The organism is Marinomonas sp. 63XJN7_9_ISO-PGPR-S23-217 (assembly GCF_056173515.1).
Map to the genome: position 1 here is coordinate 3034867 of NZ_CM149678.1, position 20215 is coordinate 3055081.

Consider the following 20215-nt stretch of genomic DNA (forward strand, 5'->3'; position numbering starts at 1 on the left):
CATAAAATCGCGGAGGATTTTAACAGAAGCGAATCGCTAATTCTCTGAAAACTTCGTCACAAATCCCTTCAGACCAAATTTCTTTTTAATGTCACTCATAGTTTTTTCAGACGCACTTCTCTCAAACTCAGGACCAACATAGACCTTATTCAGAGAGCTGCTGGTGATACTATATGCCGAGTAATTTGCCTTTTTTAACTTATCCACCAAACGTTTTGCATTCGCCTCATTCGCAAAGGTGGCAATTTGTACTGTCCAACGAACGGCCATTTGTGGCTTAGGCTGGCTTTTGCTGGCGACACTGGTTTGTTTATCTGTTGACGCTTTTGCTGCACTGGATGAAGAGGAGCCTGTTTGGGCAGATTGATTTGACACCGAAGTGTCTTTCTTAACAGACGCCTTATCGGCTGGTACAAGTGTAATATCTTGAGGTTGTTTGATAGGAATCGCTGTGGTGGAGTGTTTGTTCGTGACAGAAACATGAGTGACATCATTTGTAGAAGACGTATCCGGCAAATTGTCTACAGGCTGAGTTGCCGCTATTTTTGCCCCTGGAAACACGGGGGCTTTACTCACTTCTACCTGAACCCCCAACTCAGGGGGACGTTTACCATTTAAAACTTGCGGTAGAATAATCGCCGCAGCGACAATCATAATGCCGGCACCGATTAACCTGTGAGTCAAAGTTTTATCTAACATGGAACACCTTTTTCTCGATCATGCTGCAAATAACGAGCATGCTCTAAATAGTCTGTAACCGTTACAAAAGAACCAAATACAACGACGGCCCTTGACTCCTCAATCGCCTGAGCGACGGCGGCATCATAAGCTTGTGCTACCGATGGAAAAGACTGCTTGTATGGATGAGTCAGCTTGGTAAATAGTTCATCCGCCTTCGCTCCTCGTATACCCTTCAGGTCCGAAAAATACCATGCAGAGAATTGCGAACCTAAAATGGCCATAACACTGGCAATGTCTTTGTCTTTTAACATACCACAAACAGCAATAGGAGCAGATTCAAAATCAGCAATCCGATTGGCCAGTTCAGTGGCCGCCTCAGGATTATGAGCAACATCAATATACACCAACGGCTCACTGGATACTTTTTGAAAACGTCCGGTTAATTGCGCAGAGTGAAACAACGACGCTAGAGCCTCTTTTGTTGGAGACAATCCCATATAACTCAATATCGCTACGACAGTCGCCGCGTTTTCAATCGGTAGATTGGGGACAGGTAGATCATCAAAGCGAACGTTATTGCCAGACCAAGACCACACATTCCCCTTCTTAACGTAGGAAAAATCCGTGCCTTTTTGGCGCAATACAGCTCCAATGCCATTTGCTGTATTAGCCAACGATGCGGGAGGGTTAACAACCCCACTGACCAACAGTTTTCCAGCTCGGGCAATGCCCGTTTTTTCCTGTGCAATTACCTCAAGGGAGTCACCCAGCCAATCGGTATGATCCAGTGCAATGGACGTCACCACCGCCACATCGGTATCGACCATATTCACCGAATCCAGCCGACCACCAAGACCTACTTCTAGTACCCAATAATCCAAATTTGCTTGAGAGAAAATCCACAATGCAGCCAAAGTACTGAACTCAAAATAAGTCAGAGGTGTGTCACCACGAACCGTTTCGATCACCTTAAAAGCCTGACAAATCAGATCGTCTTCACAGGGCCGATCATCGATCGTAATGCGCTCATTAAAATCGATAAAATGGGGAGAAGTGTAGGTACCTACAGAATGACCTTGAGATTGCAGATACTGGGTCAACATGGCGCAAGTCGAGCCTTTACCATTGGTACCCGCTACTGTAATGATTTTTTCTTTGGGTCTGACAATATTAAGCTTAGCTAAAACCGATGCCCCTCGTTCTAGGCCCAATTCAATTTCTGAAGGATGCTGGCTCTCAATATACGAAAGCCAGTCATCCAGAGACTTACACACAGTCAACGACTCGGATGTCATTCAATTAAGCCGCTCTATTTGTCAACATAGATAAAATATTGTAGAGGCGATCACGCATTTCGTTACGCTTGATGATCATATCCAATGCGCCTTTTTCCATCAGGAATTCACTGCGCTGGAACCCTTCAGGCAATTTTTCACGAACCGTTTGCTCAATAACACGAGGCCCGGCAAAACCGATCAACGCGTTTGGCTCAGCAACGTTTAAATCCCCTAACATAGCCAATGAAGCAGACACCCCACCAAACACAGGATCCGTCATCACCGAAATGTATGGAATACCTTCTTGTTTCATGCGTTCAAGGCCTGCACTGGTTTTCGCCATTTGCATCAAAGAAATCAACGCTTCTTGCATACGCGCGCCACCAGAGGCTGAAAAACAAATCAAAGGTATACGTTTTTCAAGGCTCACATTCACTGCTTGGATAAAACGCTCCCCAACAATTGCTCCCATAGAGCCCCCGAGGAAACTAAACTCAAACGCAACGGCAACTACAGGCATGCCATTTAATGCCCCTTCCATTGCGACTAAAGCATCTTTCTCACCAGTGGCTTTCTGCGCAGCAACCAAACGATCTTTGTAGCGTTTAGAGTCTTTAAACTTCAATTTATCTTCAGGCTCTAAGTGCTCACCAATCTCATAGCGACCCTCATGATCCAAAAAGATATCTAAACGACGACGCGCACTAACGCGCAAATGATGCTGGCATTTTGGGCAAACATCGAGATTTTTATCTAACTCAGGGCGGTATAATACACTGTCGCATTTCGGGCACTTTTTCCAAAGCCCCTCAGGCACAGATCCCGAACCACGCTTTGATTCGCTGCGCACAATCGAAGGTAAAAATTTATCTAACCAGCTACTCATTTATTTCTCCAAATCCTTATTTACTAACTGCCGCTTTGCTCAGCGTCCATCTGTACACGCATTGGTGCAAGAATAGACTGTAAAGCGTCAGCGATATATTCTTTTGTTTGATTTTGATTTTCTGCGATGGCATTCACCAATACACTGCCAACAATTACACCATCCGAACACTGACTCACCGCTGCTGCTGTTTGAGCATCTCGAATACCAAAACCTACCCCTATCGGTAAGTGGGTAATTTCTCGCAATGAATCAACGTGTTTTTTCACACTATCCACATCCAACGCTGTCGAACCCGTCACCCCTTTCACAGAAACGTAATAAACATAACCGGAAGCAAGCTCACAAATTTTCTTCGCTCGAGCAGGTGTCGTCGTAGGTGATAACAGATAAATGAGATCAATATCATTTTCGCGGAAGCATTCTACTACATCTGTCGCCTCTTCTGGAGTCAGATCCACCAATAAAATGCCATCTACCCCTGCTTCTTTAGCAGAATGGGCAAATGCTTGATAGCCAAAAAACTCAATGGGGTTCAAATAGCCCATAAGCACAACAGGTGTGTCAGTATTCTGCTCTCGGAACTGACGAACAATATCTAATACTTTACGCACACTCGTCCCAGCGGCCAGACTGCGTTCACAAGCCAGCTGAATAACCGGGCCATCGGCCATAGGGTCGGAAAAAGGCATACCAACCTCGATGACATCGGCCCCTGCTGCCACCAAGCCATTCATAATGGTTACCGTGTGTTCTGGTGTAGGATCGCCTGCCGTAATATAAGGAATCAGAGCTTTCTTACCTAAAGCTGCTAAACTGTCAAAACATGCATTTATACGGCTCATACTTCAATCCCATCCAATTCTGCAACGGTTAAAATATCTTTATCACCACGACCCGATAAATTGATTACGATAATTTGGTCTTTACTCATGGTAGCGGCAAGTTTCATACCGTAAGCAACTGCATGACTGGACTCCAAGGCAGGCATTATACCTTCTAGACGAGTAAGATCACGGAACCCCTCCATCGCCTCATCGTCATTGATGGCCACATATTTGGCACGACCAACATCTTTCAACCAAGAATGCTCAGGCCCCACGCCAGGGTAATCTAAACCTGCAGAAATAGAATGAGTACCGATAATTTGACCATCTTCGTCGGCCATTACATACGTACGATTACCATGTAACACACCTGGACGACCTGCCGATAACGGCGCCGCATGACGGCCCGTTTCGATGCCATCCCCCCCGGCTTCAACACCGTACATTGCTACATCTTTGTCACCAATAAACGGATGGAACAAGCCAATTGCGTTAGAACCGCCCCCAACACAGGCAACAAGCGCATCTGGTAGACGACCTTCTTGTTCCATACATTGCACTTTCGTTTCACGGCCAATCACAGATTGAAAATCACGCACTAACTTGGGGTAAGGGTGTGGTCCAGCAGCAGTACCAATAATATAAAAAGTATCATCGACATTACTCACCCAGTAACGCATGGCTTCATTCAAAGCGTCTTTTAAGGTTTTTGTACCAGACTCAACGGGAACCACTTCTGCCCCCAACAATTTCATACGGTACACGTTTAAAGACTGGCGCTTGATGTCTTCGGCCCCCATAAAGACCTTACACTTCAGCCCCAAGCGAGCCGCCACAGTCGCTGATGCCACACCATGTTGACCCGCCCCCGTTTCAGCAATGATGTTTGGCTTGCCCATATGTTTGGCAAGCAAGGCTTGTCCAATGGTGTTATTGATTTTATGAGCCCCTGTATGATTGAGATCCTCACGCTTCAGATAAATTTTCGCACCACCTACTTTTTCGGTTAGGCGCTCGGCAAAATACAAAGGTGACGGGCGCCCAACATAATGCGCCATATCTTTATCAAACGCCGCCTGAAATTCTGCACTTTGAGATAACTCTTCATACATCTTGGTCAAATCATCAAGTGCCGACATCAAGGTTTCGGATACAAATGTTCCACCAAACTGCCCAAAGCGCCCTTGCGCATCAGGCAGGTTTAAATCAATTGGACTATCACTCACATTTCGCTCCAATAATAAATTCTTGAATACGTGACTCACTTTTGAGCCCCTTGGATCGCTCGACACCGCCACTCACATCCACTGCGTAGGGAGCTACTTGCTCAACCGCCGCACGAACATTTTGAGGCGTTAAACCACCCGCCAAAATCACACTAAAAGGCAACTCCTTCGGAATCAACTGCCAGTCAAATAATTCGCCTGTACCTCCTGGAACCCCTTTTTTATAAGCATCCAGTAAAATGGCACTGGCCGAGGAGTAAGCCTGCCCAAGCGCCGCGATATCTTCCCCCTCTCTCACCCTTAAGGCTTTTATATAAGGACGATTATACGGCAAACAAGCCAACTCTGTTTCATCACCATGAAACTGAATCGTCCAGCGCGCACTTCCCGAGATAACACGCTCAATCAAAGAGGGTTCTGCGTTGACAAATAATGCCACAGGCACCACAAAAGGTGGCAACTTAGCCACTATGTCATTGGCCGCTTGAGGATCAATATACCGTGGGCTTTTTTCATAAAACACAAAACCCAGCGCGTCTGCCCCATGACGACAAGCAATCAACGCGTCCTCAAGGTTTGTTATGCCACAAATTTTAACTCGACAGGTCATAAGACAACTCTTTATCAGTCGAAAGTGCTTTTTGATTGGACGAAGTAGAACATACTGAGTCGTCTTTCCGATAGTATGACTTCACAGTACCAACCGATTCTTCAATAACCGGTAGAAAGTGCGGACCTAGAGCAGGTTTAGGGATATTGAAATGTTCGGGGTATTCGGCATCGACAAAATACAAACCAAAAGGGGCTGCGGTCACTCCTCCTTTAGCTCTGTCTTTTGCCTCAAGTACGAGCCTCGCCCACTCAACTGGCTGTTCACCTGCCCCGATAGCAATCAATACGCCAGCAAAGTTACGAATCATATGGTGTAAAAATGCGTTAGCTCTGACATCTAGTACCACATACTGACCAAACTGCTGGACAGAAAAGTTTAAAATAGTACGTACTGGGCTTTTTGCCTGGCAACCGACAGCACGAAAAGAGGAGAAATCATGTTCGCCAACAAACACTCTGGCCGCTTCTTGCATGGCTTGAACATCGAGCTTTTTGTACGTCCAAGTAACACCATCGATTAAAATGGCAGGACGCAGCTCTGATTGGTAAATAACATAGCGGTAGCGACGGCTCAAAGCACTAAAGCGTGCATGAAAATCCATATCCACATAGCGAGCCGCTACAATGGAGATATCACGAGGAAGATGTGTATTCACCCCGAGCGTCCAAGAACGCTCATTTCGAACCGCATCCGTCTCAAAATGAATTACCTGCGCACTGGCATGAACACCCGTGTCCGTCCGGCCAGCACAGATTATACTGACAGGATGATTCGCAATAATACTGACCGCTTTTTCAACTTCTTCTTGAACCGTTGGCACACCGTATTTTTGTGCCTGCCAACCTTTATAGGCGGCGCCGTTGTACTCAACGACAAGAACTACTTTCTTTTTAGTCACTTGGGAACATTCGCTCTATCATACTTTTTGCTTCGGCAATTTGTTGCTCATTGCCGGATGAAACTACATCCTCAAGTATAACACGAGCGCCTTCATCGTCGCCCATATCCATGTAAGCTCTTGCCAGATCCAATTTCGTAGCGGCCTCATCACCACTGGCATCGAAGAAATCAAATTCTTCTTCGTCATCATCGACTGCTTCACCATCAGCCGCCTCAGCTTCACCAAAGGAAGGAACATCTATATCCGCTTCATTTCCTTGTGCTTCGGCTAGCGTCTCTTCAATGCTCGACGCCAGCGACTCGTTTGGCTCTTGATCAAAGATTGCCGACTCATCTGGACCTTCTTCATTCTCACCATCCGTATCTTCAAGTAGATTTGAGACAAATGACTCTTCTTCAGAAAAATCTGCTTCTGAGTCAGATGTGCCCGCATCAGCCTCATCCTCATTCACTGGCTCAACGGTCGGAATCACTTCTTCTGCCGTCTCGTCTTCTGGAATGGCCTCAAGCTCGTCATCAAGGGAATCGAATCCCTCGTTAGCAGCATTGTCATCTAGCTCATCCAGTTCATTTAGATCGTCCATCTGAGAATCCAAAGAGGCAAATGGATCCTCTTCTTCATCATCGTCATCAGACACTGAATCATCAGCAAAGGCTAAATCATCAGGCAATTCAAAATCCTCCACATCCGATTCTTCTGGTTGATCTGGATCTTCTAAATTATCAAACTCACTAAATCCATCAGCCTCTTCTTCCGGCTCTCCAAAATCAAAAGCAAAAGGATCTTCTTCCTCTATTTCCTCCTCTGGCTTAGCCTCTTCTGTTTCGACTGCCGCCACGGCAGCGCCAGTCGCAGCGGCGGCACCTGCGGCAGCCGCTAGTGGCGTAGCAGCAGCTAAGTCAAATTCATCACCATCCATTTTCGTTGTGTCAGGCTTTTTCTTGCCCATACGGCGCATCAACAAACCAATCAAGAAGCCCAGCATGAGAAGAACCACCGCTCCCACTGACACAATAATCGGGTTACCAAAGATCTTGTGCTGCCATGAGTCAGCTTCTGCTTTCTCCTTATCAGTACGCTGTTGAATAGTTTCTAGCAATTGATCCACTGTATTTTTTTGTTCTTGCATGGACTGTTTCGCACTGGCGAGTTGTTTTTGAAGCTCCGCCATTTGCTGGTCTTTTAAACTAATCAGTTTTTGCAACGTCTGAAGCTGCTTATTTAGATCACCCAACTGATTCGAGAGATCCTCTTTTTCACGCTTCTCTTTGTCTAGCATCTCTTCCGTGGCAGAAAGTTTGTTTTCTAACTTAGAAGACTCATTGCCACTGCCCTCATTCGAACTCGAATTTTTCTGTGCAAGCGCGCTTTGTCCAGACACCAATGTTAAGCGGTCTGAATCAGAAATAGGCTGCTTAGATGCTCCCTTCCCTTTGGCTTGAGTATTTAATTGTTCACGGGCAATAGGAGAATGCTTAGAGGACGCGGACTTAATGGTTTGCCAGATACGAACTTGTCGCTCAAATTCTTCTTTCGACATGGAGCGATTAAACAAAGCAATCTGTTGCTCTGTCGGAATACGGAGTACGACATTTTGCTTAAGGAGATTGATATTATTCGAATAAAATGCATCTTTATTTAATGCTTGAATCGCGATCATCGTTTGATAAATCGTAAAATTATTCGATGGTCGATTCTTTTCAGCAATACGCCATAAAGTATTGCCAGCTTGAGTGAACGCATTACCTTTTACTGGTAACTTGTTCGCCGCCTGAGATTCTTTTTTGAACACGCTATGGCTATTACTAGCTGAATTAGTCGCAGCCTTCGGTTTTGCGGCTCGCGAGGCAACGGTAGGCGACTGAATCACCTCTTTTTGAGATTTATCTACCAAAGCCGACTGAGTCAATGGCACATCGTATTCTCGTACCACCTGCCCACTGGGCCAGCGCGCAGCCAAAACAAAATGCAGATCTTTGGATTTGAGAACTTTTTTCGACACTACATCAATGATTAAGCCTTTACCATTGTTCCCACGGGCAACATCAAAGGACAAATCATTTAACTCAGGAGAAGGCGCAAACCCAGCCTGACGAAACTCACCTTCACTCCCTAAACGCACTAATATATCTTGGGGAGTCAGTGAGCCCACATCAGATAACTCAATTTGCCCCCGGAAAGGTTCATCTATGCTCGATTTTAAGGTTAATTCACCCAGTTCCAGCGCATAACCGCTTACCGAATACAACGCACCAGCAATGGCTAAACTAACGAGGGTTTTCCTGAGCATAAGCTTCCCTTTTCTATTAAAAAAATGGCTTTTATTACGTACCAAGTATCTTACACAGGTCACTATTTATCAATAGCTTTAGAATCAATGGTTTGGACTATCGGCTTAAGAATAGAACAATGATCAATGTCGCACCATTTTAATCTATTAAAAAACAACAAAACTCGTCCTTTCAACGGAAAAACCCATTTCAAAAAAAAGCCCCGCTAAACAGCGAGGCTTTCTATTAAGCTAAGTAGCTTAGGGGATGATATGTCGGGTAAGGAGCAGTCATTGCTGACCGCCCCTCCCCTAAGAACCGTACGTGCAAGTTTCCCTGCATACAGCTCAAGCCTTTATAAGTCTAGCGAGCTAGACCAGCAGCTATTTTCTATCAATGACATCAATATACTCAAAGGATTCAGACCCCAACTTCCCTTTACCGTGAAGATCTTTTCGCATAGCCAAAACTATGTTTCCAATGGCTTTACGGCCTTCCGCAGGGTTCGGGGCTCCTCCTTCTCGCACAAGAGAAATCATATGATTAATTGCCTCAATAACTTCGTCCGAACTGTAGATCCAAGCTTTATAGAACTCTTCGAAAAACTCTTGTTTAGTTTTTGTATTTGCTGTTGCACCTACAAACCCTTGCAATTTTAAGAGTAACTTAGAGTACTGCTCTTCTTTACTTTTTAGCGCCGCCTCACTTTTCTTGGATTTCACACCAAAATAAAACGTTAGTGCCGAACCAAGAATTAGAGAGAAAACAGGAACTAAAAATTTCATCACTTCTGTTATCAAGTCCATTATGCCTCACCTGAACATCATAGCTAGCTTCGTAGTTAAACCTACGACTCCATAACATGCAATGCCCGATGACAATTAGGATGCAACAACTGCAAGTTATCCAATTTGTCACTCCCACCCCGATGACGCTCGATTACATGGTGGATATTCCACCCTGTTTCCGGCGTTATGAGTTGGTTGCAACATGGACAACGTCGTTGCTGTCGTTTCCACAACGTAAAGGCTTTACGCATTCCCATCTCTGAATTTCTGAGGACATATTCCAAGCGTTGCTCAAAATACAGCTCATAGTTCGGATCATAAGGATTCGCTTCCCCTTTAATTTTTGTATGGCGTGTTATTTTCGTATCGGACGCATAAACAAGGTTTACTACTCCCTTATCAGGAGAGTTGCCAAAGAATACCCATTTCCGTTTTCCAACAGTCATAAAGTATTTTTTCACTACCCATCGCTTTTGGCGATTTGAGTGTCGGCGCTTACACCATTGCCATAGCATTTTCCAAATACGGTAATCGAGATATTTGAATGTTTCCTTCGACACCCCACCTTTATGGTAGTTAGCCCAACCACGAATGATTGGATTAAGCTTGGCGATTAATAACCAAGCTGGCACCGTTTTATAACGCACGAAAACATCCTTTATCTTAGTCAGTACATTTTTCAGGTTTTTAGCGGACGGTTTGTTTAAAAACTTACCGTTGTATTTCCTGAGGTTCTGACCAAGAAAATCAAATCCACGATCTATGTGGGTAACCAAGGTTTTCTCTTTAGAAAGTGTTAGCCCACGTTCCGCCATAAAGGCTTCAACGACAGGTTTTACTCTTTCATCCAACAATTCCTTGTTGATACCCGTGATGACAAAGTCATCCGCGTACCGCACATAGTTCACCTTCGTTTTATAGGCCGCTTTGGTGTTCTTCTTCCCAAAATGAGATTCCAATACACTTTCCAGCCCATCGAGTGCCCAGTTAGCCAGTAACGGAGAAATGATTCCGCCCTGTGGAGTACCCGCGTCGATGTCATGAATTCGTCCCGATTCCATGTAACCCGCCTTTAGCCATTTCTTGACGATCTTCTTGTCCAAAGGGACATTCTGTATCAGCCAATCGTGACTAATGTTGTCGAAACAACCTTTTATATCCCCTTCCAGCACCCACTGCGCAGATGACTTACGGCTTAAGTTCACGAACAATTGTTCGATAGCATCCGCCGCAGAGCGCAATGGACGAAACCCATAGGAGTTTCGATCTGCCCACGTTTCACTAACAGGTTCCAATGCCAACAGGTATAACGCCTGCATAGCCCGATCCAACATAGTCGGTATCCCTAACGGACGACGACCGCCGTTCGCTTTGGGAATATAAACCCGACGCAGTGGTTTCGGTTTGTAACCCTTCGGGGTTAGCCGAAACATAGCAGACCATTTGCTTTTGGGAGAATCCCAAGTCTCACCGTCGATCCCCGCTGTCTTACGACCACGGTTCTCAGTGACACGTTTAATGGCAATAGCTTTGGCGGAAAATGAATGTACCAACATACGTTGAAGCTGTTTCACTTTACGCCATTGCTTTTGTTTAGCTGCCTTCGCGATCCGTACCTGTAGCTCTCTCACTTTGAGATGGCTGGTTTCCCAATCAATCTCATGCCATGAGTTAGCAAAGCGGGATGACGCAGGCGCTTCATTTGTTGAAATGCTCATCTTGCAGTCCTCCTTAGTGAAGAACACCCGCAAGATAGAGGCGGATTTATCCCCACAGGGGAATAAATCTTTCCCCTGTGGGTGTTCATATTTATTGAGTCAAAGACTCGTACTTTCTACTACAGAAAGCTTTACAGGCTTTCACACGATTAAAGACCAGATAGAAGTCTGCACTCTTTCGAGTTAGGGCAAAGCTCGAACCCCTATCTCACCCATTACAGATGAGCATTCGCTTTTTCTATCCTCCTTTACCCGCAACACCAACAGATCCTCTTACGATTCACCTGCCACGAGGGCGACATTACGGGCTTACCGAGTTCCGGCATTTTTCACACATTGGTTTAGGTTCTGTCTGTCCACCGGTGGTGCTATATCAGCGTATACCCAGATGTAAAAGGTATAACCGACCACATACCATTTTGGTCAGAGCCTTATAACAAAGCTTAGCTCTATGCGGCTGACGGTGTTTATCAACAGTTCACTTGCGTTAACCATACCAACAAGCCTAGCACCTCAACCGCGCTTTGTTCGCGATATCTATACCCACCCTCACGGATAGATATACCCGTGACGGGGGTTACATTGTCAGGAAGCTTCGCACCCCACCGTTACCAGTGACGCACTATCCCTAGGCTACTAATGGCTGAACATTAGGTCTCGTTACCTGCTAACAGGTGAGACAATGAAAAATACCAGCTTACGCGCAAGCGATAGCTAGCATAGGTAATAAAATACCACGATGATACCTGCCTCTATAAATCCCGTTAAATTGCGGAGATATATCAGCATGTCTTTGAAATGAATGAGAACCGAACAGGTCGGGGCTCATACTTATGAAAATGACTCGGTCAAAATTACCCAGCAGTCTTTTTAATAAGTTCGGGTTCACTTTGCGAACTTGGCTTTCAATCGGCGATAAACGCCCAAGCATAATTCTCTCATTAGAGAGTCCGATGCTCGGGGTTTAACGCCCGAACATCGGGATTTTATAAACGCTATTTATTGCGGGTTGGGAGTAGATACCAACATATGTTAGTATCTACTGACGTCGTAGCCCGCGAGGCTAGCTACCTCCGCGACTCTCGTCGCACGTCGGGTAAGGAGCAGTCATTGCTGACCGCCCCTCCCCTAAGAACCGTACGTGCAAGTTTCCCTGCATACAGCTCAAGCCTTTATAAGTCTAGCGAGCTAGACCAGCAGCTATTTTCTATCAATGACATCAATATACTCAAAGGATTCAGACCCCAACTTCCCTTTACCGTGAAGATCTTTTCGCATAGCCAAAACTATGTTTCCAATGGCTTTACGGCCTTCCGCAGGGTTCGGGGCTCCTCCTTCTCGCACAAGAGAAATCATATGATTAATTGCCTCAATAACTTCGTCCGAACTGTAGATCCAAGCTTTATAGAACTCTTCGAAAAACTCTTGTTTAGTTTTTGTATTTGCTGTTGCACCTACAAACCCTTGCAATTTTAAGAGTAACTTAGAGTACTGCTCTTCTTTACTTTTTAGCGCCGCCTCACTTTTCTTGGATTTCACACCAAAATAAAACGTTAGTGCCGAACCAAGAATTAGAGAGAAAACAGGAACTAAAAATTTCATCACTTCTGTTATCAAGTCCATTATGCCTCACCTGAACATCATAGCTAGCTTCGTAGTTAAACCTACGACTCCATAACATGCAATGCCCGATGACAATTAGGATGCAACAACTGCAAGTTATCCAATTTGTCACTCCCACCCCGATGACGCTCGATTACATGGTGGATATTCCACCCTGTTTCCGGCGTTATGAGTTGGTTGCAACATGGACAACGTCGTTGCTGTCGTTTCCACAACGTAAAGGCTTTACGCATTCCCATCTCTGAATTTCTGAGGACATATTCCAAGCGTTGCTCAAAATACAGCTCATAGTTCGGATCATAAGGATTCGCTTCCCCTTTAATTTTTGTATGGCGTGTTATTTTCGTATCGGACGCATAAACAAGGTTTACTACTCCCTTATCAGGAGAGTTGCCAAAGAATACCCATTTCCGTTTTCCAACAGTCATAAAGTATTTTTTCACTACCCATCGCTTTTGGCGATTTGAGTGTCGGCGCTTACACCATTGCCATAGCATTTTCCAAATACGGTAATCGAGATATTTGAATGTTTCCTTCGACACCCCACCTTTATGGTAGTTAGCCCAACCACGAATGATTGGATTAAGCTTGGCGATTAATAACCAAGCTGGCACCGTTTTATAACGCACGAAAACATCCTTTATCTTAGTCAGTACATTTTTCAGGTTTTTAGCGGACGGTTTGTTTAAAAACTTACCGTTGTATTTCCTGAGGTTCTGACCAAGAAAATCAAATCCACGATCTATGTGGGTAACCAAGGTTTTCTCTTTAGAAAGTGTTAGCCCACGTTCCGCCATAAAGGCTTCAACGACAGGTTTTACTCTTTCATCCAACAATTCCTTGTTGATACCCGTGATGACAAAGTCATCCGCGTACCGCACATAGTTCACCTTCGTTTTATAGGCCGCTTTGGTGTTCTTCTTCCCAAAATGAGATTCCAATACACTTTCCAGCCCATCGAGTGCCCAGTTAGCCAGTAACGGAGAAATGATTCCGCCCTGTGGAGTACCCGCGTCGATGTCATGAATTCGTCCCGATTCCATGTAACCCGCCTTTAGCCATTTCTTGACGATCTTCTTGTCCAAAGGGACATTCTGTATCAGCCAATCGTGACTAATGTTGTCGAAACAACCTTTTATATCCCCTTCCAGCACCCACTGCGCAGATGACTTACGGCTTAAGTTCACGAACAATTGTTCGATAGCATCCGCCGCAGAGCGCAATGGACGAAACCCATAGGAGTTTCGATCTGCCCACGTTTCACTAACAGGTTCCAATGCCAACAGGTATAACGCCTGCATAGCCCGATCCAACATAGTCGGTATCCCTAACGGACGACGACCGCCGTTCGCTTTGGGAATATAAACCCGACGCAGTGGTTTCGGTTTGTAACCCTTCGGGGTTAGCCGAAACATAGCAGACCATTTGCTTTTGGGAGAATCCCAAGTCTCACCGTCGATCCCCGCTGTCTTACGACCACGGTTCTCAGTGACACGTTTAATGGCAATAGCTTTGGCGGAAAATGAATGTACCAACATACGTTGAAGCTGTTTCACTTTACGCCATTGCTTTTGTTTAGCTGCCTTCGCGATCCGTACCTGTAGCTCTCTCACTTTGAGATGGCTGGTTTCCCAATCAATCTCATGCCATGAGTTAGCAAAGCGGGATGACGCAGGCGCTTCATTTGTTGAAATGCTCATCTTGCAGTCCTCCTTAGTGAAGAACACCCGCAAGATAGAGGCGGATTTATCCCCACAGGGGAATAAATCTTTCCCCTGTGGGTGTTCATATTTATTGAGTCAAAGACTCGTACTTTCTACTACAGAAAGCTTTACAGGCTTTCACACGATTAAAGACCAGATAGAAGTCTGCACTCTTTCGAGTTAGGGCAAAGCTCGAACCCCTATCTCACCCATTACAGATGAGCATTCGCTTTTTCTATCCTCCTTTACCCGCAACACCAACAGATCCTCTTACGATTCACCTGCCACGAGGGCGACATTACGGGCTTACCGAGTTCCGGCATTTTTCACACATTGGTTTAGGTTCTGTCTGTCCACCGGTGGTGCTATATCAGCGTATACCCAGATGTAAAAGGTATAACCGACCACATACCATTTTGGTCAGAGCCTTATAACAAAGCTTAGCTCTATGCGGCTGACGGTGTTTATCAACAGTTCACTTGCGTTAACCATACCAACAAGCCTAGCACCTCAACCGCGCTTTGTTCGCGATATCTATACCCACCCTCACGGATAGATATACCCGTGACGGGGGTTACATTGTCAGGAAGCTTCGCACCCCACCGTTACCAGTGACGCACTATCCCTAGGCTACTAATGGCTGAACATTAGGTCTCGTTACCTGCTAACAGGTGAGACAATGAAAAATACCAGCTTACGCGCAAGCGATAGCTAGCATAGGTAATAAAATACCACGATGATACCTGCCTCTATAAATCCCGTTAAATTGCGGAGATATATCAGCATGTCTTTGAAATGAATGAGAACCGAACAGGTCGGGGCTCATACTTATGAAAATGACTCGGTCAAAATTACCCAGCAGTCTTTTTAATAAGTTCGGGTTCACTTTGCGAACTTGGCTTTCAATCGGCGATAAACGCCCAAGCATAATTCTCTCATTAGAGAGTCCGATGCTCGGGGTTTAACGCCCGAACATCGGGATTTTATAAACGCTATTTATTGCGGGTTGGGAGTAGATACCAACATATGTTAGTATCTACTGACGTCGTAGCCCGCGAGGCTAGCTACCTCCGCGACTCTCGTCGCACTACATCATGCCGCCCATGCCACCCATTCCGCCCATGCCACCCATATCAGGCATAGAAGGACCATCGTCCTTAGGAAGATCTGCAATCATTGCTTCAGTAGTAATCATTAGACCTGCAACAGAAGCGGCTGCTTGAAGCGCAGAGCGAGTTACTTTCGCAGGATCTAGAATACCCATTTCCAGCATATCGCCGTACTCACCCGTCGCCGCATTGTAACCGTAGTTACCTTCGCCTTGTTTCACTTTATCTACAACAACAGAGGCTTCTGCACCAGCATTAGTTACGATTTGACGCATTGGGGCTTCCATCGCACGAAGAGCTAGAGAAATACCCACGTTTTGATCTTCGTTGTCGCCTTTAAGGTTAATTACTTTCGTTAGTGCGCGAACAAGAGCAACACCACCACCAGCAACCACACCTTCTTCAACCGCTGCACGAGTTGCATGAAGAGCGTCATCTACACGAGCTTTCTTCTCTTTCATTGCCACTTCAGTTGCCGCACCGATCTTGATCACTGCAACGCCACCGGCCAATTTAGCAACACGCTCTTGAAGTTTTTCTTTGTCGTAATCAGAAGAAGAGTTCGCGATTTCTGCACGGATTTGCTCAACACGGCTTGAAATGTTAGCCGCTTGACCAGCACCATCGACAATGGTTGTGCTTTCTTTTGTCAAAGTAACACGTTTAGCGGTACCTAGTTGCTCTAAAGTAGCACCTTCTAGGGTCATGCCAACTTCTTCGGAAATCACTGTCGCACCCGTTAGGATAGCGATATCTTCCAACATCGCTTTACGACGATCACCAAAACCAGGCGCTTTAGCCGCAGCCACTTTAACAATACCACGCATTGTGTTCACAACTAGAGTGGCTAATGCTTCACCTTCAACATCTTCAGCAATGATCAATAGTGGGCGAGACGCTTTGGCAACGCCTTCCAATACTGGTAGCAAATCGCGGATGTTAGAGATTTTCTTATCAACAAGAAGAATGAATGGGTTTTCAAGCTCCGCACTCATAGTTTCTTGATTGTTGATGAAGTAAGGAGATAAGTAACCGCGGTCAAATTGCATACCTTCAACCACTGCAAGCTCATCTTCAAAGCCTGAACCTTCTTCTACAGTGATTACGCCTTCTTTACCAACGCGATCCATTGCTTCAGCAATGATTTTACCGACAGATGCATCAGAGTTGGCAGAGATAGTACCCACTTGCTCAACAGCACGATTGTCTTTACAAGGTGTAGATAGCGCCGCAAGTTCTTTTACCACAGCACCTGCTGCTTGGTCGATACCACGCTTAAGATCCATTGGGTTGCGACCAGCGGCAACGGCTTTAAGACCTTCAGAAACGATCGCTTGTGCAAGAACGGTTGCAGTTGTTGTACCGTCACCTGCCACATCATTGGCTTGGGAAGCAACTTCCTTCACCATTTGAGCGCCCATGTTTTCGAACTTGTTATCCAGCTCGATTTCTTTCGCCACTGTTACACCATCTTTAGTAACAAGAGGCGAACCGAAAGATTTTTCAATAACAACGTTACGACCTTTAGGCCCTAAGGTTACTTTTACTGCATCTGCAAGAACGTTCACACCTTTCAGCATTTGCTGACGGGCGCTGTCTCCAAATTTAACTTCTTTAGCTGCCATTTTTTTATACCTTAACTGTTGTAAATGCTATGAATCGTAATAAAACTGCAGGACGACTTAGGCTTCAATAATGCCGTAGATTTCGTCTTCCTTCATGATAAGCAGTTCTTCGCCCTCGATCTTAACCGTTTGACCTGAGTATTGGCCAAACAAAACAGTATCACCGACTTTAACAGCCAGAGCGCGCACATCACCATTTGATTGAATACGGCCAGTGCCAACAGCCAAAACCTCGCCTTGAGTAGGCTTTTCTGTCGCAGATCCAGGTAGAACGATACCAGATGCAGTTGTTGTTTCTTCTTCTTTACGTCGAACAACGACACGATCGTGCAAAGGACGAATATTCATTGATCAATCTCTCCAATTAAAAACAATACCAGGACTCCCCTGGCTGGATTACCCTACTGCATACAGAGTAGGAATCTTTAACAAAGTCCTATATACGGCTAGGTAAACAGATTTCAACCCTTCCGATAAATTATTTTTTATCAATTAAGTCATTGTCATTTTTAGATTCTTTCGAATACTCACCATCAATCGTCTCTCCTTGAGCGTGATAGTCATAACGACTATAGGATGTCCACCTAGAACCTTTTTTTACCATAGAGGCAATAAAGTTGACGACCAACCCCGCTGCAAACAAGCGACGCAGCGGTGGAATCAACAACAAACCACCAATGGCATCCGTTATAAACCCTGGCATCATTAAGCATAAGCCCGCGAAGATCAGCATAATACCTTCTGCAACCTCAGAAGCTGGCAGTTCACCACGCGCCATTTTTTCCTGAGCTTTAAGAGCGGTTTCAAGGCCTTGCTTACGAATGATGGTCACACCTAAAATAGCCGTTAGAAGCACCAAACCAATGGTTGCTAACGCACCGATATGACTACCCACTTTGATTAGAACGGTCATTTCAATTATGGGCACGAGAATAAAGAGCAAAAGTGCAAGTCTCATATATACCTTCTTAAATATTATTGCTATACCCCATATCTAAGGACTAAACGTGACGAATCAACCAATAGACAGATTTAAATCTCAAGTCTTGCTTATATTGAGCGAAATCCCTAAAGGAGAATGCATTGCTTACGGAGAATTGGCAAAACTTGCTGGTTTTCCCGGTTATGCGCGACAAGTCGGCCAATTAATGAAAAACTTACCCAAGGACACCAAGCTGCCTTGGCATAGAGTTGTCAATGCTCAACGGCGCATCAGTTTTGCTGAAAACACTGACGGCTATCTTAGACAAAGAAAGAGACTAGAGCTGGAAGGTTGGCTTATTGTCGGCACAAAGTTAGCGCATAATGACAACACAAGCTCCAAAAAAAGCCTAAACAAGACCAGCAACAGAAAATAGCGTCAGCAAGACCAAACAATTAGGCACTTGCCGACGATTCAACTTTTCTACAACTCCCCCTAGTCACGGAAGTTGGTAAACTGCACCGGCTGATTCAAATCCGCACCACGCAATAGCGCCATCACCTGTTGGAGGTCGTCACGCTTTTTACCTGTCACACGCAATTGATCGCCTTGAATCTGTGCTTGAACTTTGATTTTGCTCTCTTTGATCATTTTCACAATTTTCTTCGCTTCGTCTGTTTCCAAGCCCTCTTTCATTTTAACGGCTTGCGACGCACGCAAATTCCCTTTCACAACTTCCTCTTTTTCCAAGCTTTTCAAATCAATACCACGATTAACCAGCTTTTGATTCAAAATATCCGCCATTTGACGTAGCTGAGGCTCTGCTTCTGCCTCCATCACGACACTGCTTTTATCTTTGATCTCATAGCTTGCTTTTACACCTTTAAAATCATAGCGTGTAGTTATCTCTCTGTTTGCTTGGTCAACAGCATTGGTCACTTCGTGCCAATCCAGCTCGGAAACAACGTCAAATGATGGCATTTTTATGCTCCTTAGCATTTTCAATGATAAAGTTTGGCGCGATAATAACAGGGATTGAAATAAAACACCTAATGGAACGATGACTATGAAAACAACTCCTTGGCTTGTCGTTGGCGCTGGCGCCATAGGTATGCTGGTGACATGCAAACTAAAACACTTAGATCAGACAGTCCATTTAGTTTACCGATCTGAAAAAACGGGTAATGCCATTACCCTTGATGATCAGGCGGACCCAGAGTACCCTAATGGCAAACTTGTCGATTATAAAATCAAATCTTTTTCCCCTGACAACCTCACCAAACAATATGACAAAGTTATTTTTTGCACTAAAGCCTTTGACCTTGTTTCGGCGTACCAACAAGTACAAGAGCATTTAACTGACGATGCCGATATTTGCTGCTTATGCAATGGCATGGGTGCCCAACAAGAGTTGGCTGCACAAATAAAAAGTACGCAAACATTATGGGCTGGCACGACCAGCGAAGGCGCATTAAAACTCAGTAGCAATAAAGTAAAGCATACGGGAAAAGGCGATACCTTTTTCGGCTTATGGAACCAGCAAGCAGATAAACAAAGCTTTCACCTTGAAGAGCTAGGCGTAGCTAACATCCATCAAAGATTACTTGAAAAGCTAGCAATCAATGCAGTGATTAACCCTATTACGGCCCTATTTGCCATCCAAAACGGCGATGTTTTAAACGATGAATATTCGCCGCTGTTAAAAGCGACTATAAAAGAACTTTCTGATTTTTTCACCAACCCTAAATTCGAATATTACCAACACAGCCAACATCTTACCCAAACCAATATGACGAATCGGATCACCACGGTCGCCAAGCTCACCCATTTAAATCGTTCTTCAATGCACGAAGACATTCGCTTAAATCGACCAACAGAAAACGAGTATATTTCTGGCTACCTCGCTGCGACGAGCAATCATTCACTTCCTATCCAAGAAATGCTTTATCAAGCCATTAACAACCCAGAACAACGGGAAGAAACGAAAAAAAAGCTCCTGAGCATTGCTTAGGAGCTTTTCAATGGGTATATAACTCATCTCAACAG

18 protein-coding genes are annotated in these 20215 nt (G+C 45.0%); 2 read left to right on the forward strand and 16 right to left on the reverse strand.

Annotated elements, in window-relative coordinates:
• Positions 1 to 36: 36 nt before the first annotated feature.
• The 15 genes from AC0VYI_RS14205 to AC0VYI_RS14275 all read right to left on the reverse strand — a co-directional run bounded on the left by AC0VYI_RS14205 (position 37) and on the right by AC0VYI_RS14275 (position 18205).
• Positions 37 to 699 (reverse strand): SPOR domain-containing protein, encoded by a 663-nt coding sequence (locus tag AC0VYI_RS14205; RefSeq protein WP_475443668.1) that lies wholly within the window; start codon positions 697 to 699, stop codon positions 37 to 39.
• Positions 693 to 1976, reverse strand: a complete 1284-nt coding sequence (gene folC, locus AC0VYI_RS14210) for a bifunctional tetrahydrofolate synthase/dihydrofolate synthase (protein ID WP_475443669.1) — start codon at positions 1974 to 1976, stop codon at positions 693 to 695. The genes AC0VYI_RS14205 and folC overlap by 7 nt, the downstream gene beginning before the upstream one ends.
• A 4-nt stretch (positions 1977 to 1980) precedes the next feature.
• Complete coding sequence (gene accD / locus AC0VYI_RS14215) at positions 1981 to 2844, reverse strand: acetyl-CoA carboxylase, carboxyltransferase subunit beta (protein WP_199474804.1); 864 nt, start codon at positions 2842 to 2844, stop codon at positions 1981 to 1983.
• 23 nt (positions 2845 to 2867) lie between these two features.
• Positions 2868 to 3689: a tryptophan synthase subunit alpha gene (gene trpA, locus AC0VYI_RS14220; protein WP_199474803.1), complete on the reverse strand. Its 822-nt coding sequence runs from the start codon at positions 3687 to 3689 to the stop codon at positions 2868 to 2870.
• On the reverse strand, positions 3686 to 4897 hold the full coding sequence (gene trpB / locus AC0VYI_RS14225) for a tryptophan synthase subunit beta (protein ID WP_199474802.1): 1212 nt from the start codon (positions 4895 to 4897) through the stop codon (positions 3686 to 3688). The genes trpA and trpB overlap by 4 nt, the downstream gene beginning before the upstream one ends.
• Positions 4890 to 5507 (reverse strand): phosphoribosylanthranilate isomerase, encoded by a 618-nt coding sequence (locus AC0VYI_RS14230; RefSeq protein WP_475443672.1) that lies wholly within the window; start codon positions 5505 to 5507, stop codon positions 4890 to 4892. The genes trpB and AC0VYI_RS14230 overlap by 8 nt, the downstream gene beginning before the upstream one ends.
• A complete protein-coding gene (gene truA, locus AC0VYI_RS14235; RefSeq protein ID WP_475443674.1) occupies positions 5491 to 6408 on the reverse strand; it encodes a tRNA pseudouridine(38-40) synthase TruA in 918 nt (305 codons plus the stop codon). Before truA ends, AC0VYI_RS14230 begins: the two co-directional genes overlap by 17 nt.
• A complete protein-coding gene (locus tag AC0VYI_RS14240) occupies positions 6401 to 8701 on the reverse strand; it encodes a FimV/HubP family polar landmark protein (protein WP_475443676.1) in 2301 nt (766 codons plus the stop codon). Before AC0VYI_RS14240 ends, truA begins: the two co-directional genes overlap by 8 nt.
• Positions 8702 to 9064: 363 nt before the next feature.
• Positions 9065 to 9487: a hypothetical protein gene (locus AC0VYI_RS14245; protein WP_475443677.1), complete on the reverse strand. Its 423-nt coding sequence runs from the start codon at positions 9485 to 9487 to the stop codon at positions 9065 to 9067.
• A 41-nt stretch (positions 9488 to 9528) separates the two neighbouring features.
• A complete protein-coding gene (gene ltrA / locus AC0VYI_RS14250; protein WP_475443679.1) occupies positions 9529 to 11187 on the reverse strand; it encodes a group II intron reverse transcriptase/maturase in 1659 nt (552 codons plus the stop codon).
• Between the two features lie 1200 nt (positions 11188 to 12387).
• The gene (locus AC0VYI_RS14255) at positions 12388 to 12810 is read right to left on the reverse strand and encodes a hypothetical protein (protein ID WP_475443677.1); all 423 of its coding nucleotides are present in this window, start codon (positions 12808 to 12810) and stop codon (positions 12388 to 12390) included.
• Between the two features lie 41 nt (positions 12811 to 12851).
• Positions 12852 to 14510, reverse strand: a complete 1659-nt coding sequence (gene ltrA / locus AC0VYI_RS14260; RefSeq protein ID WP_475443679.1) for a group II intron reverse transcriptase/maturase — start codon at positions 14508 to 14510, stop codon at positions 12852 to 12854.
• Positions 14511 to 15600: 1090 nt separating this feature from the next.
• Positions 15601 to 17247 carry a chaperonin GroEL gene (groL, locus tag AC0VYI_RS14265; protein ID WP_475443680.1) on the reverse strand — a complete coding sequence of 549 codons (1647 nt, stop codon included), beginning with the start codon at positions 17245 to 17247 and terminating at the stop codon, positions 15601 to 15603.
• A 57-nt stretch (positions 17248 to 17304) separates the two neighbouring features.
• The gene (locus AC0VYI_RS14270) at positions 17305 to 17595 is read right to left on the reverse strand and encodes a co-chaperone GroES (protein ID WP_067014631.1); all 291 of its coding nucleotides are present in this window, start codon (positions 17593 to 17595) and stop codon (positions 17305 to 17307) included.
• Positions 17596 to 17725: 130 nt separating this feature from the next.
• On the reverse strand, positions 17726 to 18205 hold the full coding sequence (locus tag AC0VYI_RS14275) for an FxsA family protein (protein WP_199474797.1): 480 nt from the start codon (positions 18203 to 18205) through the stop codon (positions 17726 to 17728).
• Between the two features lie 49 nt (positions 18206 to 18254).
• Between AC0VYI_RS14275 and AC0VYI_RS14280 the strand changes: the two genes are divergently transcribed.
• Entirely contained in the window at positions 18255 to 18605 is a 351-nt protein-coding gene (locus AC0VYI_RS14280) for an MGMT family protein (RefSeq protein WP_475443682.1), read from the forward strand.
• Positions 18606 to 18664: 59 nt separating this feature from the next.
• Here the strand turns inward: AC0VYI_RS14280 and AC0VYI_RS14285 are convergent, their stop codons facing one another.
• Entirely contained in the window at positions 18665 to 19150 is a 486-nt protein-coding gene (locus tag AC0VYI_RS14285) for a YajQ family cyclic di-GMP-binding protein (protein ID WP_199474796.1), read from the reverse strand.
• A gap of 85 nt (positions 19151 to 19235) precedes the next feature.
• Here AC0VYI_RS14285 and AC0VYI_RS14290 point away from each other — a divergent pair, with 85 nt between their 5' ends.
• A complete protein-coding gene (locus AC0VYI_RS14290) occupies positions 19236 to 20180 on the forward strand; it encodes a ketopantoate reductase family protein (RefSeq protein ID WP_475443685.1) in 945 nt (314 codons plus the stop codon).
• Positions 20181 to 20215 lie beyond the last annotated feature (35 nt).

Coding starts and splice junctions, on each gene's coding strand:
- AC0VYI_RS14205 (WP_475443668.1), bottom strand. CDS start 699: ATGTTAGATAAAACTTTGACTCACAGGTTAATCGGTGCCGGCATTATG.
- folC (WP_475443669.1), bottom strand. CDS start 1,976: ATGACATCCGAGTCGTTGACTGTGTGTAAGTCTCTGGATGACTGGCTT.
- accD (WP_199474804.1), bottom strand. CDS start 2,844: ATGAGTAGCTGGTTAGATAAATTTTTACCTTCGATTGTGCGCAGCGAA.
- trpA (WP_199474803.1), bottom strand. CDS start 3,689: ATGAGCCGTATAAATGCATGTTTTGACAGTTTAGCAGCTTTAGGTAAG.
- AC0VYI_RS14230 (WP_475443672.1), bottom strand. CDS start 5,507: ATGACCTGTCGAGTTAAAATTTGTGGCATAACAAACCTTGAGGACGCG.
- AC0VYI_RS14240 (WP_475443676.1), bottom strand. CDS start 8,701: ATGCTCAGGAAAACCCTCGTTAGTTTAGCCATTGCTGGTGCGTTGTAT.
- AC0VYI_RS14245 (WP_475443677.1), bottom strand. CDS start 9,487: ATGGACTTGATAACAGAAGTGATGAAATTTTTAGTTCCTGTTTTCTCT.
- ltrA (WP_475443679.1), bottom strand. CDS start 11,187: ATGAGCATTTCAACAAATGAAGCGCCTGCGTCATCCCGCTTTGCTAAC.
- AC0VYI_RS14255 (WP_475443677.1), bottom strand. CDS start 12,810: ATGGACTTGATAACAGAAGTGATGAAATTTTTAGTTCCTGTTTTCTCT.
- ltrA (WP_475443679.1), bottom strand. CDS start 14,510: ATGAGCATTTCAACAAATGAAGCGCCTGCGTCATCCCGCTTTGCTAAC.
- groL (WP_475443680.1), bottom strand. CDS start 17,247: ATGGCAGCTAAAGAAGTTAAATTTGGAGACAGCGCCCGTCAGCAAATG.
- AC0VYI_RS14270 (WP_067014631.1), bottom strand. CDS start 17,595: ATGAATATTCGTCCTTTGCACGATCGTGTCGTTGTTCGACGTAAAGAA.
- AC0VYI_RS14275 (WP_199474797.1), bottom strand. CDS start 18,205: ATGAGACTTGCACTTTTGCTCTTTATTCTCGTGCCCATAATTGAAATG.
- AC0VYI_RS14285 (WP_199474796.1), bottom strand. CDS start 19,150: ATGCCATCATTTGACGTTGTTTCCGAGCTGGATTGGCACGAAGTGACC.
- AC0VYI_RS14290 (WP_475443685.1), top strand. CDS start 19,236: ATGAAAACAACTCCTTGGCTTGTCGTTGGCGCTGGCGCCATAGGTATG.